Origin of the sequence: Citrobacter sp. MGH106 (assembly GCF_001037495.1) — a bacterium.
GTDB classification, from domain to species: Bacteria; Pseudomonadota; Gammaproteobacteria; order Enterobacterales; family Enterobacteriaceae; genus Citrobacter; species Citrobacter murliniae.
On record NZ_KQ089823.1, the window covers coordinates 199,422 to 217,064 of the forward strand.

General features: G+C 49.9%; 14 protein-coding genes. 8 read left to right on the forward strand and 6 right to left on the reverse strand.

Annotation, left to right across the window (positions count from 1 at the left end):
- The first annotated feature begins 280 nt into the window (after positions 1–280).
- Positions 281–1,123: a 23S rRNA (adenine(2030)-N(6))-methyltransferase RlmJ gene (locus SK36_RS20590; protein WP_045448618.1), complete on the forward strand. Its 843-nt coding sequence runs from the start codon at positions 281–283 to the stop codon at positions 1,121–1,123.
- A gap of 104 nt (positions 1,124–1,227) precedes the next feature.
- Positions 1,228–2,580 carry a glutathione-disulfide reductase gene (gene gorA / locus SK36_RS20595; protein WP_048223001.1) on the forward strand — a complete coding sequence of 451 codons (1,353 nt, stop codon included), beginning with the start codon at positions 1,228–1,230 and terminating at the stop codon, positions 2,578–2,580.
- A gap of 139 nt (positions 2,581–2,719) precedes the next feature.
- Here the strand turns inward: gorA and SK36_RS24780 are convergent, their stop codons facing one another.
- Together SK36_RS24780 and SK36_RS20600 are read right to left on the reverse strand one after the other, a co-directional pair.
- Positions 2,720–3,277, reverse strand: a complete 558-nt coding sequence (locus SK36_RS24780) for a hypothetical protein (RefSeq protein WP_136345375.1) — start codon at positions 3,275–3,277, stop codon at positions 2,720–2,722.
- 509 nt (positions 3,278–3,786) lie between these two features.
- Complete coding sequence (locus SK36_RS20600) at positions 3,787–5,181, reverse strand: cytochrome-c peroxidase (RefSeq protein ID WP_048223004.1); 1,395 nt, start codon at positions 5,179–5,181, stop codon at positions 3,787–3,789.
- A 425-nt stretch (positions 5,182–5,606) separates the two neighbouring features.
- Between SK36_RS20600 and SK36_RS20605 the strand changes: the two genes are divergently transcribed.
- A complete protein-coding gene (locus tag SK36_RS20605) occupies positions 5,607–7,256 on the forward strand; it encodes an alpha,alpha-trehalase (protein WP_048223007.1) in 1,650 nt (549 codons plus the stop codon).
- Positions 7,257–7,294: 38 nt separating this feature from the next.
- Here the strand turns inward: SK36_RS20605 and SK36_RS20610 are convergent, their stop codons facing one another.
- Positions 7,295–8,884 carry an STY4199 family HEPN domain-containing protein gene (locus SK36_RS20610; protein ID WP_048223010.1) on the reverse strand — a complete coding sequence of 530 codons (1,590 nt, stop codon included), beginning with the start codon at positions 8,882–8,884 and terminating at the stop codon, positions 7,295–7,297.
- Between the two features lie 176 nt (positions 8,885–9,060).
- Here SK36_RS20610 and SK36_RS20615 point away from each other — a divergent pair, with 176 nt between their 5' ends.
- Both SK36_RS20615 and SK36_RS20620 read left to right on the forward strand, forming a co-directional pair.
- Positions 9,061–9,600, forward strand: coding sequence for a GNAT family N-acetyltransferase (locus tag SK36_RS20615; RefSeq protein ID WP_045448627.1), 540 nt, complete (start codon positions 9,061–9,063; stop codon positions 9,598–9,600).
- A 90-nt stretch (positions 9,601–9,690) separates the two neighbouring features.
- Positions 9,691–10,062: a glycoside hydrolase family protein gene (locus SK36_RS20620; protein ID WP_048223012.1), complete on the forward strand. Its 372-nt coding sequence runs from the start codon at positions 9,691–9,693 to the stop codon at positions 10,060–10,062.
- Here SK36_RS20620 and SK36_RS20625 read toward each other — a convergent pair.
- On the reverse strand, positions 10,059–10,661 hold the full coding sequence (locus tag SK36_RS20625; RefSeq protein WP_045448631.1) for a helix-turn-helix transcriptional regulator: 603 nt from the start codon (positions 10,659–10,661) through the stop codon (positions 10,059–10,061). The two genes, SK36_RS20620 and SK36_RS20625, sit on opposite strands and share 4 nt — an antisense overlap.
- Positions 10,662–11,030: 369 nt before the next feature.
- Positions 11,031–11,789, reverse strand: a complete 759-nt coding sequence (locus tag SK36_RS20630) for an SDR family NAD(P)-dependent oxidoreductase (RefSeq protein ID WP_045448633.1) — start codon at positions 11,787–11,789, stop codon at positions 11,031–11,033.
- A 119-nt stretch (positions 11,790–11,908) separates the two neighbouring features.
- Here SK36_RS20630 and SK36_RS20635 point away from each other — a divergent pair, with 119 nt between their 5' ends.
- From SK36_RS20635 to SK36_RS20645, 3 genes are all read left to right on the forward strand, one after another.
- Positions 11,909–12,808 (forward strand): LysR family transcriptional regulator, encoded by a 900-nt coding sequence (locus SK36_RS20635; protein ID WP_048223014.1) that lies wholly within the window; start codon positions 11,909–11,911, stop codon positions 12,806–12,808.
- Positions 12,809–12,887: 79 nt separating this feature from the next.
- Positions 12,888–13,889: an inner membrane protein YhjD gene (yhjD, locus tag SK36_RS20640; RefSeq protein ID WP_045448637.1), complete on the forward strand. Its 1,002-nt coding sequence runs from the start codon at positions 12,888–12,890 to the stop codon at positions 13,887–13,889.
- Between the two features lie 321 nt (positions 13,890–14,210).
- The gene (locus tag SK36_RS20645) at positions 14,211–15,533 is read left to right on the forward strand and encodes an MFS transporter (RefSeq protein ID WP_045448639.1); all 1,323 of its coding nucleotides are present in this window, start codon (positions 14,211–14,213) and stop codon (positions 15,531–15,533) included.
- A 45-nt stretch (positions 15,534–15,578) separates the two neighbouring features.
- Here the strand turns inward: SK36_RS20645 and SK36_RS20650 are convergent, their stop codons facing one another.
- Positions 15,579–17,639 (reverse strand): AsmA family protein, encoded by a 2,061-nt coding sequence (locus SK36_RS20650; RefSeq protein WP_048223016.1) that lies wholly within the window; start codon positions 17,637–17,639, stop codon positions 15,579–15,581.
- Between the last annotated feature and the right edge of the window lie 4 nt (positions 17,640–17,643).

A 17,643-nucleotide genomic window follows, 5' to 3' on the forward strand; every position in this document is an offset into this window, starting at 1 on the left:
TAAAAAAAGGAAACGAAACGCTCAGGCGTTTTCGCGGGATGACGACGCCAAAGCATCTTATCCGACCTACAGGTATCACCATTTGTAGACCGGATAAGGCGTCAGCCGCCTTCCGGCGCGTAATACTCAGTAGAATGGGGTTAAGTGTAGAGGATTTCAATGCCGGGCGTGGCGGAAAAACGCCCGCTGGCGCTTAGCGATCGGGCCTGCGGGTAATCTGTACCGTTCTACTGTAAACTGTGGCAAATCGTTTATTATATTACCTGGAATACGTTTACCCATGCTCAGTTATCGCCATAGCTATCACGCTGGCAACCACGCCGACGTCCTTAAACACACGGTTCAGAGTCTGATCATCGAGTCACTCAAAGAGAAAGAAAAACCGTTTCTCTATCTGGACACCCATGCTGGCGCTGGCCGTTATCAGCTGAGCGGTGAACATGCCGAGCGTACCGGCGAGTATCTGGAAGGCATCGCCCGTATCTGGCAACAGGACTCCCTCCCGGCTGAACTCGAACCCTATATTTCCGTCGTGCAACATTTCAACCGTAGCGGTCAGTTGCGCTATTACCCAGGATCTCCGCTGATTGCCCGCCAGTTGCTGCGCGAACAAGACAGCCTGCAATTAACTGAACTGCACCCGAGTGATTTTCCGCTGCTGCGCTCCGAATTCCAGAAAGACGAGCGTGCCCGCGTAGCCAAAGCTGACGGCTACCAGCAGTTAAAGGCAAAATTACCGCCGGTTTCCCGTCGCGGGTTGATCCTTATCGATCCACCGTACGAAATTAAAACCGACTATCAGGCCGTGGTTACCGGCATCAATGAAGGCTATAAGCGTTTCGCAACCGGCACCTATGCACTGTGGTATCCAGTGGTCCTGCGCCAGCAAATCAAGCGTATGGTGCACGATCTGGAAGCCACCGGCATCCGCCGCATCCTGCAGATTGAACTGGCGGTTCTCCCGGACAGCGATCGGCGCGGTATGACGGCTTCCGGCATGATTGTGATTAACCCGCCGTGGAAGCTGGAGCAGCAGATGAACAGCGTGCTACCGTGGCTGCACAGCAAACTGGTTCCGGCAGGAACCGGGCATACTTCGGTAAGCTGGATCGTGCCGGAGTAATCGCAGCCATCGGTGGAACCTTTCGATTTCAGGTATACAATCGCGAATATTTTGGCGGATGGCGAAACGCTTCTCCGCCCTACAATGAACATGAAGGAGCGGTCATGACCAAACACTATGATTACATCGCTATCGGCGGCGGCAGCGGCGGAATTGCCTCCATTAACCGCGCGGCAATGTACGGCCAAAAATGCGCATTGATTGAAGCCAAAGAACTGGGCGGCACCTGCGTCAACGTTGGCTGTGTACCGAAGAAAGTGATGTGGCATGCTGCTCAAATCCGGGAAGCGATCCATATGTATGGCCCGGACTACGGTTTCGATACCACCATCAACAAATTCGACTGGGACAAACTGATCGCCAGCCGCACCGCTTATATCGACCGTATTCACACCTCTTACGACAACGTGCTGGGTAAAAATAACGTTGATGTGATCAAAGGCTTCGCCCGCTTCGTTGATGCTAAAACCATTGAAGTAAACGGTGAAACCATCACTGCCGACCATATTTTGATTGCAACCGGTGGTCGCCCGAGCCACCCGAATATTCCCGGTGTGGAATACGGCATTGATTCAGATGGCTTCTTTGAACTGCCAGCCCTGCCGAAGCGCGTTGCGGTTGTCGGTGCGGGTTACATCGCCGTTGAGCTGGCTGGCGTAATTAACGGCCTGGGTGCAGAAACACACCTGTTCGTGCGTAAACATGCGCCGTTGCGCAGTTTTGACCCGATGATTGTTGAAACCCTGGTTGAAGTGATGAACGCCGAAGGCCCGACTCTGCATACGCATGCCATCCCGAAAGCAGTGGTTAAAAACGCAGACGGCAGCCTGACCCTGGAGCTAGAAGATGGTCGCAGCGAAACTGTGGATTGTCTGATTTGGGCAATCGGTCGCGAACCGGCAACCGATAATTTAAACCTGGCGGCAACGGGCGTGAAAACCAATGAAAAAGGTTATATCGTCGTTGATAAATTCCAGAATACTAACGTAAAAGGCATTTACGCTGTCGGTGATAACACGGGTGCCGTTGAACTGACACCTGTTGCCGTTGCCGCAGGTCGCCGTCTGTCCGAACGTCTGTTTAACAACAAACCGGACGAACATCTGGACTACAGCAACATCCCGACCGTGGTCTTCAGCCACCCGCCGATTGGTACTGTAGGCTTGACCGAACAGCAGGCTCGCGAACAGCATGGCGATGACCTGGTAAAAGTGTATAAATCATCGTTTACCGCGATGTACACCGCGGTGACAACTCATCGTCAGCCGTGCCGTATGAAGCTGGTTTGTGTAGGGCCAGAAGAGAAGATTGTCGGTATCCACGGCATCGGCTTTGGTATGGATGAAATGTTGCAGGGTTTCGCGGTCGCACTGAAAATGGGCGCAACCAAGAAAGACTTCGACAATACCGTTGCAATACACCCGACCGCAGCGGAAGAGTTTGTCACGATGCGTTAATATTGAAAACGCAGCTATACATGTTCTCAGCTCTGGAAAACTGGTTGTAAAAGGCCAGTTTTCCTTACTGAATAGTGTGTATATGTAAGCCCCCAGAATCATTGGGCCATTCACATTTGAAAGATCCATTCTCTATCAGTCATGACAAGGCGATATGACTGGCCGCAATGTATTCTGAAAGAAATAAAGTGTGAATGCTTACGTTCTCGATGCCTACAGTTTTAATAAGAGCCCGGTGATGACTGTGAGCGGCCTGGTGTGAAATACTACGTGCTCTAACCCAGCGCATATAACGCTCCAGCCCCGCCGCAGCCATGCTCATACGCGCACGACCTGACAGCGTAGTATTTTCCGGGCAACTCCTGCTGAAATATCTGGCAACCTGCGCCGATCGCTCACGAAAACTTTTCGCTGATATTCTGGCGGGCCAGAAACAGGGCAACAATTTCGTTCCACTGCGGTAACGCAAACCGGGCAGAAAAAAAATAAGGTTGCAGTTCGTCTGCTTCAAATAACAGCACAGACGGCGATGCAACACCCTGTTCCGGACGAAAATATAGCAATCGCCACTATTGATCCCTGGGTTCTGATTTAGCAGTTCCTCAGGAGAAACAATGATTGCTTGCTGATGCTTTATTAACGCAGCAGCACCAAGCGCGAAATACTGATTATCTGAAATAATATATACAGCCTTCATTTTGAACATCCTATAAAAAAGCCGTCAACTACAGACTTGAGAACTATTTCGCAACTACCGTAATCTGGTAACGATAAAAAATTATAAGTAATAAAAATGAAACGCTTTTATATATTACAGGATATCTGCCACCCCAAATATAAGCTATATAATAATCAGACCATGGTATAAAAAGACAACAAATAACAATTTATAAACAAATACATATAATCCGACGTAGCGGTATTTTTTCTTATTTCTGTACGTCTTCATCGTTTAAAATAAGTGTTACAAATAATTCGGGACCGAGAGTATTGAAGATGAACCGAAAAATATACAGTTTTATTGATGTATGAGATGGTAGGCTTGTTGAAGTGTCGTCGAGTTGGCAGTCGCCAGAAATGAATTCGTTCCCCTACTGACCGTCGAATAGTACAGTGACATGCGTCGGCGTTACGCTTACCAGGCCTAAAAGTCACGGCAATCAGTAGGCCGGATAGGGCATCAGCCGCCATCCGGCATTGTATTGATTACTTACTCTGCATATACGGCGTATAAACCCCGTTAAGGCTTTCAAGGAACGCAACGATATCGTCGATATCTTCCTGCGGGAGTTCTTTGCCAACCTGATAGCGCAGCATCAGTTTGACAGCACCATCGAGCGTTGGAACATCACCCCGGTGGAAATAAGGTGCCGTCAGTGCAACGTTACGCAATCCCGGTACTTTCTGGCGCAGTTTGTCACGTAATTCATTGGTAACATTCATACGGCCAATATCAGCGGCTGTCACTTCACCGAAATTAAAGTCCTTTTTCAAACCCAATGGTTCAAATGAACGTCCACCCAGAATAATACCGCCATGACAGGTCGCGCACTTATTATCCTTAAACAACTGATAACCATGCTTTTGCTGGGCAGTTAACGCCGCTTCATCACCGCGTAACCACTTATCGAACGGCGAATTTGGCGTAATCAGCGTTTTCTCAAACTCAGCAATGGCATCGGTAATATTATCGCCGCTGAATCCCTGGGGGTAGACCGCGGTAAACTCTTGTTTCAGTAGCGGATCTTTATCCAGTTTCTGGATAATTTCATCCCAGGATTTCGATGCCATTTCAATCGGGTTCAACGGTGGACCGCCCGCCTGAGCCTGCAATGTCGGCGCACGACCATCCCAGAATTGTTCAACGTTAAAGACCGAGTTAAATACCGTCGGCGCATTAATAGGACCGACTGCACCACCCACACCAATTGACGTTTTTCTGCCATCCACGCCGCCCGCATTCAGGGCATGGCAGTGGGCACAAGAGATCGTACTGTCTCCGGATATACGCGAATCATGATAAAGCGTAAATCCAAGGGCCACTTTTTGGGCGTCAGTCGGGATGCTTTCCGGTATCGGCTGAACAGGTTCATTACGATGTTGAGGTGCGGTATCACGACTGGCGTAGTACTGCTCACGTTGTTTCGCGATCCAGCCAAGGATCTCTTCGCGCTCCGCATCACTCACCTTACCGGCCCAGTGCAGCGCGGTGTAGCGCGTCGGCGGCATGGTGTCATACTGCATTACCCATTCGATTTTATTCAGATCGCTTTGAGAGACAGGTTTATCCGCGACCAGCGCAGCACGAACAGCTTCAAGATTGAAAGATTTATATCCCAGTTGGATGTCGTAATTCATCAACTGTTTAGCGACAGGAAAAGAAGAATAAAAAGGCAATTCTGCCGAAGGCGTGTGGCAATAATCGCATCCTTTTTCGCGTAAAAAACCTAAAACTTTATTATTGGCTTCCAGTGTAGAGGCCTGAACATCAGCCTGTTTACTTCGTTGATTATCGTGGTACCACACATAACCGGATAATCCAAAATAACCGATCACGATGCCTGCTATAGCAATCGCGGTAAGACGGGTAATGATTTTCATTATTTTACCCTCACCGTTGTGAGTTATTGTGACCCAGAAAATTAAAATAATTAATGCGCAGTCTTTGTCAGACCTGACCATCATAGGAAATGAGGGGGATATTATTTTGATAAGTATCAATCAATTACATGGAGCAGAACTATCAATAGAATAGCCTGTGCCTATTATAAGCAGGAGCCACTACGTATTTCTGTTCACATATCGTTGCAATCGAATGTTCCGAAAATGAAATATATCCATTTTCGCATAATTAAAAATTACCCATTGTTATCATTGAGATACATTTATTCATTGATTCCTGAAAACCATAAAAGTGTGATTGAGCGCACGCTTTATCCATCAAATACCGAAGCGAATGTCTACGCTTAACAGACAGCCGGGCAATAGCCTTACCCTTTCCACATCCACCGGAGGTCTTTCTCATTATGCTCAACCAGAAACTATCCCACGCCCCTTCAGAAGAACTCACGATCGATGTCGATCTGCTTTATGAAATGGATCCGTGCGAGTTAAAGCTGGATGAAATGATTGAGGCAGAGCCCGAGCCAGAGATGATTGAAGGGCTACCCGCCTCTGATGCCCTGACGCCAGCCGATCGCTACCTTGAACTGTTTGAGCACGTCCAGTCGTCAAAACTGTTTGCCGACAGTAAAACATTCCCCGACTGCGCGCCCAAAATGGATCCGCTGGATATTCTTATCCGCTATCGCAAAGTCAGACGACATCGTGACTTTGATCTGAAACGCTTCGTCGAGAACCATTTCTGGCTACCGGAAACGCCCTCCAGTGAATACGTTTCCGACCCGGATAGCTCGCTGAAAGAGCATATCGACCAACTGTGGCCAGTACTAACGCGCGAGCCGCAGGATCACATTCCCTGGTCTTCGCTGCTGGCGTTGCCACAGTCGTATATTGTACCAGGCGGACGGTTTAGCGAAACCTACTATTGGGACTCCTACTTCACCATGCTGGGCCTGGCGGAGAGCGGCCGGGAAGATCTTCTGAAGTGTATGGCGGATAACTTTGCCTGGTTGATTGAAAACTATGGCCACATCCCAAACGGTAATCGCACTTACTATCTGAGTCGCTCTCAACCGCCGGTATTTGCGCTGATGGTGGAATTGTTTGAAGAGGATGGCGTGCGCGGTGCGCGTCGTTACCTGGATCACCTAAAAATGGAGTATGCGTTCTGGATGGATGGTGCCGACTCCCTGGTACTAAACCAGGCCTACCGCCACGTCATCAGAATGCCGGACGGTTCATTGCTCAACCGTTACTGGGACGATCGCGATACTCCTCGCGATGAATCCTGGCTCGAAGATGTAGAGACCGCCAAACATTCAGGTCGTCCCCCCAATGAGGTCTACCGAGATCTGCGTGCTGGCGCTGCCTCCGGTTGGGATTACTCCTCACGCTGGCTTCGCGATGCAGGTCGCCTTGCCAGTATACGCACCACCCAGTTCATCCCTATTGACCTGAACGCATTCCTGTACAAGCTGGAAAGTACCATTGCCAATATTTCCGCGCTAAAAGGCGATCGAGAAACCGAAGCGTTGTTCCGTCAGAAAGCGGGTGACCGCCGTACCGCCGTGAACCGCTATTTGTGGGACGATGAAAATGGCTGTTATCGTGATTACGACTGGCGCCGCGAACAAATGGCTCTCTTTTCTGCAGCCAGTATTGTGCCACTGTATGTAGGTATGGCGACCCATGAGCAAGCCGACCGACTCGCCAACGCAGTGCGTAGCCGCCTGCTAACACCCGGTGGAATTATGGCGACGGAATATGAAACCGGCGAGCAGTGGGATAAACCTAATGGCTGGGCGCCGTTGCAGTGGATGGCAATTCAGGGGTTCAAACTGTATGGTGATGATCACCTGGGGGATGAAATCGCCCACAACTGGCTGAAAACAGTTAATATTTTTTACCAGGAGCATCACAAACTCATCGAGAAATACCACATCGCGGACGGCACGCCGCGAGAAGGCGGCGGCGGGGAATATCCGTTACAGGATGGCTTTGGCTGGACCAATGGCGTGGTCCGTCGCTTAATCGGCCTGTATGGGGAACCATAATCGCCTGACTGCCTGATAATGCCATACTTGTCAGGCAGTTAGTTAATCGCATCATAAAGCGCTGCGTGAATTTTCTGCCATTTTTTGTTCTCTGCGCTTGGCTCTGCGGCCACACGCAACTGAGCTTGTTCGGCGTTATATTGTTGACGTGCGACAACGTCCGGTACCGAGCAAAAACTTTTTAAATAGCTTTTATGCAGCGACGTTAAGGATGCTCCATTCGACATTGCGTGGCTTAGCGTACTCATAAACTGCTGACAAGGTTTAGCCTCATCCATCTGCGAGGGATAACGTAACAGCAGTTTCAGCACATCGGTATTGCCTGTCGAGAACGCCTGCTCCGTCCATGCCAGTTTCCAGTCCATACCGCCCTGCAAAAACAGTGACGTGACGCGAGTATCGTTGCGATCGATGGCAGCCCGCATATTGAATGAATCCCAGGAGATCCCCATTCGGGTCACCGTTTCCCGGGCGGAAGGCGCATCACGCCGCGGTTCTTCCTGCACAATTTCAACGGACTTCCCGGCGGACGCAAGCGGAGCAGGTGTACTGAAGAGCCAGAATGCCCCCAGCGATATCACCAGCACCATCACACCAACAGCAACCCACAGCATGCCTGAAATGAGCTGCTCGCGTTCTTCTGCCGTACGCTTTGCCCGTTTATCTGGCGGATCGATACTGTCAGCGATTTCCTGTTTATCTCCCCCGGCCTGCTCATCTTTTTGCCTTGCCGTTTCCCAGAACTGGCGGACGAGGTCCTCATCTGATTCCAGATACGACGAGGGATTAGTACGGATACGCCGCTCTTCAAACGCCCGCTGCACAGGGTGCGTAATTTGCCCGTACTGGTGATTTAACAGCATCAATTGTACTGATGTCAGCGGCTGCTGAGCGATAACGCGGTTTCGTGCCTGACGGCAGTCATCCAGAAACATACGCAGCGTTAAGCGCGGTTCGACAAACAGTGTGAGCACCGAAGTATCATTAAAAATCTGGGTAAAGTGACGAACAAACAGCTTCTTATCAACAACCATCAGCGCCAGTTCGCTAAACATCATACCGTCCAGCGCATCACGCCCTTCACCCAGCTTTAGCCAGCGGCGCAGACGATCGGCGCCAAAATGCTGTTTCAGAAAACTGTTTAGCGGGTGTTGATCCGGCCATACCCGGGCGACGAGGGATTTTAGCGTTAACTCTATTGCACGTAGCTGGCGCTGGGCCTTTACCTGTGCGTCCTGACTCCCTGTGTCAAACTCGGTTTGATAGTTCAGCAGCGGCTGCTGCTGGCGCAAATGTTCCAGGGAGGCCACAAAGCGCAGCGCAGAGATCAGCTGATTTTCACTGACATCCTGACCACTTTCATACTGAGGCACATTCTGTTGAAGATGGCGCAATCGCAGGGTGAACTGGCTCAGTTGCGCATCATTCATCTGAAGCCGTCTGGCCACAATCCCCCAACCGCCTAAATTCAGCCGGGCCTGATCGAGTTGCTCCAGAAACCAGCGTGGATCCTTGCCCTCAGCGACGTGTACGCCTAACAGCAGTAAGATTTCCACCGATGCCTGGCGGATGATCCCCAAACAGTGTTCAAATGGCGTACATGTCGCCTGTAACGCGCTATTGGTCATTATCATCCCTAAAAGAGCCGCGAAAATGCGACTTCACAATGTATTTATTTATCTTTTTATAAAGCGGCACTCCACAGATGTGTGCCGTTGTAGACTAAAACATATTCATATACCAAATAGATACGTTTTACAGTGATAACCGCGTAATCGTTGAAAATTATTCAGGAGATAAGCCTGTGCCGGTATTAAAAACATCACGTCTTACCTGTCGCCCACTGGATCAAGGCGATTGGGCGTTCTTTTTAAAATTACAGCAAAACCCTGATGTGATGCGATTTGTCTCCGACGCACGCACTGAAGAAGATGTGCTGACGGTATTCAACTCACGTTTACCCGAGTGGTCTCCAGGAAGCCCACACTGGCTATGTCTGGTGGTTTGCGACAACGACACAGGGTTACCGCTTGGCGTCACTGGATATATTCATGAAAACAATGAATGTGCCGAAGTCGGTTTTTTGTTCGCGCCAGAAGCACAAGGTAAAGGATATGGCGCAGAATCCCTGCGTGCCATCTGCGACTTCGCGTTTACAATTGGAGGCCTACGCCGGTTGACGGCCTGCGTCACCGCAGGCAACCATGCTTCACGACATGTGCTGGAAAAGGTGGGATTCATTCATGAAGGCACGCTACGCGAAAGTTACTGGCTGCATCAAACCTGGCATGACGACTGGATTTTCGGCTTGTTAAAGCGTGAATACCTCTCACCAATGCCATAAGGCGTTTTACTGAAAAAACCGGCTGAATGGCAACTACTATAGCGAGCAGTTCTCTTTAGAATGATGATCTTTACATGAAGAGAGATCGGTATGCAGCTCCATTCAGCACATTTTACGCCGACCTGTATCGCATTTATTAAACAATGGCAGGGTCTGTCACTGGAAAAGTATCAGGACAAAAAGGGTATATGGGTCATTGGTTACGGGCATGAAATCACTGCAGATGAAAACTTCGATAAACCTATTTCAGTCATGCAGGCAGATAAACTGCTGCTCGATGATTTGTATGCCTGCGAGGCATTAATACGGACGAAGTTGCCACAACTTAACGATCTGTTTCAGCAGGAAGCGCTTATTGCGTGGATACTCAGCATTGGGATGAAGCAATTTTGTACTTCAGAAATGGGGTCGCTCATCTTTCACAGCCAGACACTTTCTGACTGTGAAATAAGTACCCGTTAGTATGATTCGTTTAACATCATTGCTGCCTGAGTACGGTTTTTTACCTCCAGCCGCTGATAAAGCGATTCAAGATGTGCTTTTACCGTCCCGGTACTGATATTTAACGCCCGACCAATTTGTTTATTAGATTCTCCGGCTGCCAGCATAGTCAGGATCTCTCGCTGACGTGCGCTTAACGCTTTTATATTCTGGTTACCGTTCTCTGATACCGCTAAGTAATCTCTGGGTAAAAACATCATACCCATCGCTACACTGTTGATCGCCAGCGTGAACGTTTCCGCGTCAGAATCGCGCGGGACAACCGCCAGTACGTTTAACTGAGTGACTTCCTGCAGCCATTTTTTTCGGCAATCTGTTGCCGTTATCAACACTTTTACCGCCGAAAATAGCTCCGCTATTCGCTGCAGTATTCCACGGCAGAATTCGCCATCAAGATCGCCGTCAAGCATCACCAGCGCATCAGGATTTTCTTCCAGTTTTCGCCAAAGGTCATCTGCCTGACTGACACCCTGAACATCCACTCCTGGAATACGTTGTTGTAAACTTACATTCATTCCATGAATAAATATTGACTGCCTGTCAAACATTATTACCTGCATTATTTCTCTCCGTCCAAATAAGATATTAGCCTTAACACGCGAAGGGTATTACCTACGGGGTAAAATAAGAACTCACCATTTGGCAGAGGCCATTCTACCGATGACAGGATAGGAAAGAAGCAGAAATTATAAATAGTTACAGCTCACAAAAAAGGATTACATAAAGCGTTTAAAATTACGTCAAAGCTTAAGGAACTTCTTATTTTTAGCGTTCAAAAATACCTTTGCAAATATTAATTTCCAAGAGTCTATAACGTTTGCTAAAAATAAGGAACCACGGATAATCGGAGAATATGTTACAAAACACAATATAGCATTAAGTGCTTACTCAGCAGGTACCGCGACCTACTGAATAAGCACCCTGCAGATTTACAGGAACATCCCGCCAGATACCTCGATACGCTGCGCTGTCATCCAGGCCAGGTCATCGCTGAGTAGTGCAGCAATGGCATCACCAATATCATCCGGTAATCCAACACGCCCCAGCGCCGTTTGCGAGGCGATATAGGCATTCAGCTGTGCATTGTCCCGTACGTTCCCACCGCTAAAATCAGTTTCTATCGCCCCTGGCGCAATAATATTTGCAGTAATCCCGCGCTCACCTAGCTCTTTGGCCTGGTAACGGGTTAACACTTCCATCGCCCCTTTCATGGCAGCATATGCACTGTAGCCTGGCAGGGCAAAACGCGATAATCCGGTCGAGACATTGAGGATCCTGCCCCCCTTTTTCATCAGCGGTAGAAGGCTCTGCGTCAGGAAAAAAGGCCCCTTAAAATGTATGTTCAAAAGTTGGTCAAATTGCGCTTCGGTGAATGCCGAATACGGCGCGTTAATGCCGATCCCGGCATTGTTCAATAAATAATCAAACCCATCGCTTTGCCACTGCGTCTGTAATGCTTCCTGCATCTGTTCAACAAACAGAGGGAAAGCGGAAATATCTCCGACATTCAACGACAATGCTGCTGCTTTGCCACCAGATTGTCTGATTTCATGCACAACCTGCTGCGCTTCTTTTTCATTGCTGTTCCACGTCAGAATAATACCAATTCCTTTGTTCGCCAGCTTCAGCGCCGCGTTTTTACCGAGTCCACGACCGCCACCGGTCACCAATGCGATACGTTGCGTCATAAGAAACCTCATTTCAGGTGTTGTGAAGATTGAGACAGAGCTTATTAGGTGTTAAAAAAACAATAAATATCGCTGATTACGCATTACTGTTTCATCCAGAACAACAATAAGGTATGGCAATGGATAAAATTCACGCAATGCAGTTGTTCATCCGCGTCGCAGAACTGGAAAGCTTTTCTCGCGCAGCGGAAACGCTCGGACTCCCTAAAGGTAGCGTATCGCGCCAGATACAGGCCCTGGAAAACTCGCTGGGTACGCAGCTTCTTCACCGCACCACCCGACGCGTACAGCTTACCCAGGACGGTATGATCTATTACGAGCGTGCTAAAGATCTGCTGAGCAATCTGGATGAACTGGACGGGTTATTTCATCACGATCCGGCCAGCATCAGCGGTAAGCTGCGGGTTGATATGCCGGTTGGCGTTGCAAAGAATCTGGTAATACCCCGCCTGCCGGATTTTTTACATCAATACCCAGGTCTTGAAATTGAACTGAGCAGCAGCGATCGCCTGGTAGATTTGATTCGTGAAGGTTTCGACTGTGTGGTGCGTGTTGGTACGTTAAAAGATTCCGGGCTAATTGCTCGCCCGCTGGGAAAACTAACGCAGGTTAACTGTGCCAGCCCACAATACCTGGCCCGTTTTGGTTATCCGGAAAGTCTGGAAGATTTGGCTTCACATGCGGTGGTGCATTACTCAGTGAATTTAGGCTCGCGTTCACAGGGTTTCGAGGTGGCGACAGAAAACGGCACAGAATGGGTGAAAACCGGCGGCATGCTGACGGTGAATAGCACCGAAACATACCATGCGGCATGCCTTGCCGGGTTAGGCATTATTCAGGTACCACGCATAGGTGTACGTGAGGCATTACGCGCCGGAACGCTGGTCGAAGTGTTGCCGCAGTATCGCCCAGAGCCTATGCCGGTTTCTTTATTGTATCCGCACCGTCGCAATCTCTCTCGTCGGGTACATCTGTTTATGGAATGGTTAACCGGCGTGATGAAAGACTATGTGGATTAGTCTGTTAGACCGATTTTCGGGATTCTGGCTTGAGCAGGCTATAATGACTTGAGTGCACAAAATAAGGACTACCGACCGGATGACGCAGGAACACGATGCAAAACACCCTACGCATACACAAGAACCAACTCCCACAACGCCTGAGAGCAACGCGAAGGCGAACCAGGCTCTGAAAACGGCCATAACCCTGGCGGAAAAGGTCCAGCGCCAACCTGTTATCGCCCACCTCATCCGCGCCACGGAGCGTTTTAATGACCGAATGGGGAATCAGTTTGGCGCAGCCATCACCTATTTCTCGTTCCTGTCGATGATTCCCATCCTGATGGTGTCGTTTGCCGCTGCCGGTTTTATTCTCGCGTCACATCCCACGTTGTTGCAGGATATCTTCAATAAAATCCTGATGAACGTCAGCGATCCTACCCTTGCGTCCACGCTGAAAAACACCATCAATACCGCCGTTCAACAACGTACCACCGTCGGTTTGGTGGGGCTAGGGATCGCGCTCTATTCCGGTATTAACTGGATGGGAAATCTACGTGAAGCTATTCGCGCCCAGTCGCGGGATGTCTGGGAGCGCACACCGCAGGATCAGGAAAAAATCTGGATAAAATACCTGCGCGATTTTGTCTCATTGATTGGTTTGCTGATTGCGCTGATCGTTACCCTCTCCATTACGTCCATCGCCGGTTCCGCTCAGCAGATGATTATCTCTGCACTTTATCTCGACGGTATCGAATGGCTGAAGCCAGCCTGGCGACTGATCGGCCTGGCCATCTCAATTTTTGCCAACTATTTGTTGTTCTTCTGGATATTCTGGCGATTGCCGCGCCACCGTCCGCGTAAGAGAGCGCTTATTCGCGGCACATTTATTGCGGCGCTTGGGTTTGAAGCGATTAAAATTATTATGACGTATATGCTGCCGTCGCTGGTGCAATCACCATCAGGTGCGGCGTTTGGCTCCGTGCTAGGGCTGATGGCATTCTTCTATTTCTTCGCCCGCCTGACCTTATTCTGCGCGGCCTGGATAGCAACAGCTGAATACAAAGATGACCCGCGCATGCCGGGGAAAACTCACCGCTAATTCTCATCCCAACAGCGGATTCGTGAGCCGCCTCCGGCTTACGTTCCGCAAGGATCTGTAGGCCAGATAAGATACCTGTATCGTCATCCGGTACTCTTTTTAGAATATAAATCCAGTACGTAACTTTTATTTAACCAAAAACCAGTTTTATTATCCAAGTTTTAAATTATGTGAAGCATTTCATGGAAGAGAAATCTTCAGCCTAAAAATTATCCCCTTTTTGACATATTTTTGACCAGACTCAACGCTTGTTACAGATTGAAATGTCTCTTTTGCTGTGCGTAATATGACCTTTCGTTCGACCAAAAATAAGAAAATATTATGCAAGCAACAGCCACAACGCTCGACAATGAACAGGAACACACGCCGGTCAACTCGCGCAATAAAGTCGTCGTCGCCTCACTTATTGGCACTGCCATTGAGTTCTTTGACTTCTATATATACGCGACCGCTGCAGTGATCGTGTTCCCCCATATCTTCTTCCCGCAGGGCGACCCAGCAGCGGCAACGCTTCAGTCTCTCGCGACCTTTGCCATCGCCTTTGTCGCACGGCCAATTGGTTCTGCCGTGTTCGGACATTTCGGTGACCGCGTAGGGCGCAAAGTGACACTGGTTGCGTCACTGCTCACCATGGGGATTTCTACGGTCGTCATTGGTCTGCTGCCGGGTTATGAAACTATCGGTATATTTGCACCACTACTGCTGGCACTGGCACGTTTTGGTCAGGGTTTGGGACTTGGTGGTGAATGGGGCGGCGCGGCGTTGCTGGCAACGGAAAACGCCCCTCCGCGTAAACGCGCGTTGTACGGCTCGTTCCCACAGCTGGGCGCACCTATCGGCTTCTTCTTTGCCAACGGCACGTTCCTGTTGCTCTCCTGGCTGCTTACCGATGAGCAGTTTATGAGCTGGGGCTGGCGCATACCGTTTATCTTTTCTGCTGTGCTGGTGATCATCGGCCTGTACGTTCGTGTTTCGCTGCATGAGTCGCCAGTTTTCGCTAAAGTGGCTGCGGCGAAAAAGCAGGTTAAAATCCCGCTGGGTACCTTGCTGACAAAACATGTACGCGTAACGATCCTCGGTACGTTTATCATGCTGGCAACCTATACACTGTTCTATATCATGACCGTCTATTCAATGACGTTCAGTACCGCAGCTGCCCCGGTGGGTCTTGGCTTGCCGCGTAATGAAGTGTTGTGGATGTTGATGATGGCGGTGATTGGCTTTGGCGTAATGGTTCCCGTGGCGGGACTGTTGGCCGACGCGTTTGGTCGTCGCAAGAGTATGCTTATCATCACGACGCTTATCATTTTGTTCGCGCTGTTCGCCTTTAAACCGTTGCTGGGTTCCGGCAATCCGGCGCTGGTGTTCGCTTTCTTGTTGCTGGGGTTAAGCCTGATGGGGCTGACATTCGGCCCGATGGGCGCGCTGCTACCAGAGCTCTTCCCGACCGAGGTTCGCTACACTGGCGCATCATTTTCGTATAACGTTTCGTCAATCCTTGGTGCTTCCGTTGCTCCGTATATTGCCGCCTGGTTGCAGGGAAACTATGGTCTGCCAGCGGTCGGCATTTACCTGGCGTCAATGGCGACATTAACGCTGATAGCACTGTTGTTAACCCACGAAACACGTCACCAGTCGTTATAATTTGCTTGCCGGATAGCACCGCTATCCGGCAATTCTCTTCTGCAATCACTTCTTCATCTGAGACAAAATAGTCCTGCACTGGTTGGCCTCACCTTCAGAGGGTGAAATCAGCGCCAGCAGGGCAGCCGCAGGTGTGACTAAGGTTGCCAGCGCTGCGGCAACCGCGCCACGCGCAATCAGCGGCCCGGCTTTCACCCCGGCCTGTGGATCCTTGAATGTCCCGCGAACATACAGCGGTGAACGCAGGGTGATAATACGGATACCTTTACTCTCGGGATCAATGGTTAAATCCAGCTGTTCAGAGGCAAAGCTCGCGGTTCCGGTCACATTGATGACCGCATTTTCGGTATCGAACGCAAAAATCTGCGGACGCGCAACACCATTGACGATATCCAGATTCGCCGCCGCACAGTTCACCCGGACCTCGTCATCACCGAATATCTGCCCGACGATATAGTTACCCAGATTCAGTCCAACAATTTCCATCAGATTTCGACTGATAAGACCATCATTCATCAGCAGCTTCAGATTGCCATTACTGTTACCAAGCAGTGCCGCCACTGAATTCCCGCTACCGCTAAATCTGGCATCTCCGTTCATTTCGCCCAACGTTTTCTGCATCAGTTCCACATCCGGCATTAGCTCTTTCAGCTTCAGGCGGCGAGCCTGTATATCCGCACTTCCTTGCATCGGCTTTTTATTCCCTTGCAAATGGATGCTTGAAACAATGCTGCCCCCCGCCAGACCAAATTTCAGCGGCTGCAACCGCAAGTCGGCATTTTTCAGGATGATATGAGTGGAGAGATCGCTGATGGGCAGGCTACTGCCGTGCTCAATACGTCGTCCTTTAAAACGCACGTCAGCGTCCATCACGTTCCATTTATCGGTTTCGAAGCGGTCGTATGGCAACACTTTACCCGCAGGCTGAACGCTTTTTTCACCTTTGCGTTGTTCAGATTTTTTCGCCCGCTCCGCACCTTTCCCGGAGTCCACGCCAATCAGTGGTCCCAAATCAGCTAACCGCAACTGGCGCGACTCAACATCGCCTTCCAGCTTCGGACGCGGCTTACCAGTGGTATAGGCGAGCGTACCGTGAATATCGCTGTCGCCAATGCGGCCATTAAAATCACGATAATTAAAAACTGAAGATTTGCCGGTATCGATTTTTGCCACCAAGCGCCCGTCAGTTTCAAATGGTGGGGTGTCCGGCAGAAGTACCCCCGTCAAATCGTACAAATCCCCTAATGAATCACCTGAGAATTTAAGCTGGAGATCCACGCCCCCCATCTTCATCGGATCCTTCACCGTTCCTGTAAATGCCACACGCGTGTTATCCGAACGGAAATCGGCCTGTACCGGGAAAGGCGTACCTTCCCCCCGTAATGCCAGCATTCCACCTATTTTCCCTGTCCCGGTTAGCGGTTCGCCGTTATATCGCCCTTGCGCTTTCAGACCAAAAACGTAGTCTCCGACGCTGGCGCTACTCTCTTTGCTTTTCGTTCCGGTCACTTCACTAAAGGGAAGCGGCTTGCCCAACGGATCGACCAGAATTTCAATCTCAGAGCGAGTCACCTTATCGTTGATGGCTATGCGCCCCTGATCGAACAGAATGTTATCCAGACGAAAAGACCAGGCAGACGGCGAAGTATTGGGTTCGCGATTGTCATCTCCCGCCAGGGTAAAGGTCCAGTTGTTGTTTTTCTCCGACAGGCGGATAAGTCGTGCATCCGGTTTCACCAGCTTGATCCACGGTAGCCAGACGGTTTTCGTCAACAAAGCCAATGGGGCAAGCGTCGCTTCAACACGGGGAAGATGTACCATCGTGACATCAGGAATATCTGGCGGGTTGCCGAGGATGATATCTTCAGCATGAACATGCGGCCACGGAATCCAGCTTCGCCAACCGGTCTCCTGCTTCTGGCGCTCCCAGACAACGCCTAAATCACCCCGAATGGCGAATGGTCGGTTAAGTTCAGTAGAGACTTTCTGGTTGATGGTCGGTTTGAGCCGGTTCCAGTCAAATGTCGCAATCACCATGATGAGTACGACGATCAACAACAAGAAAACCCCTGATACTATGGCGGTTATTTTGCCTGCTTTCGTCATATAT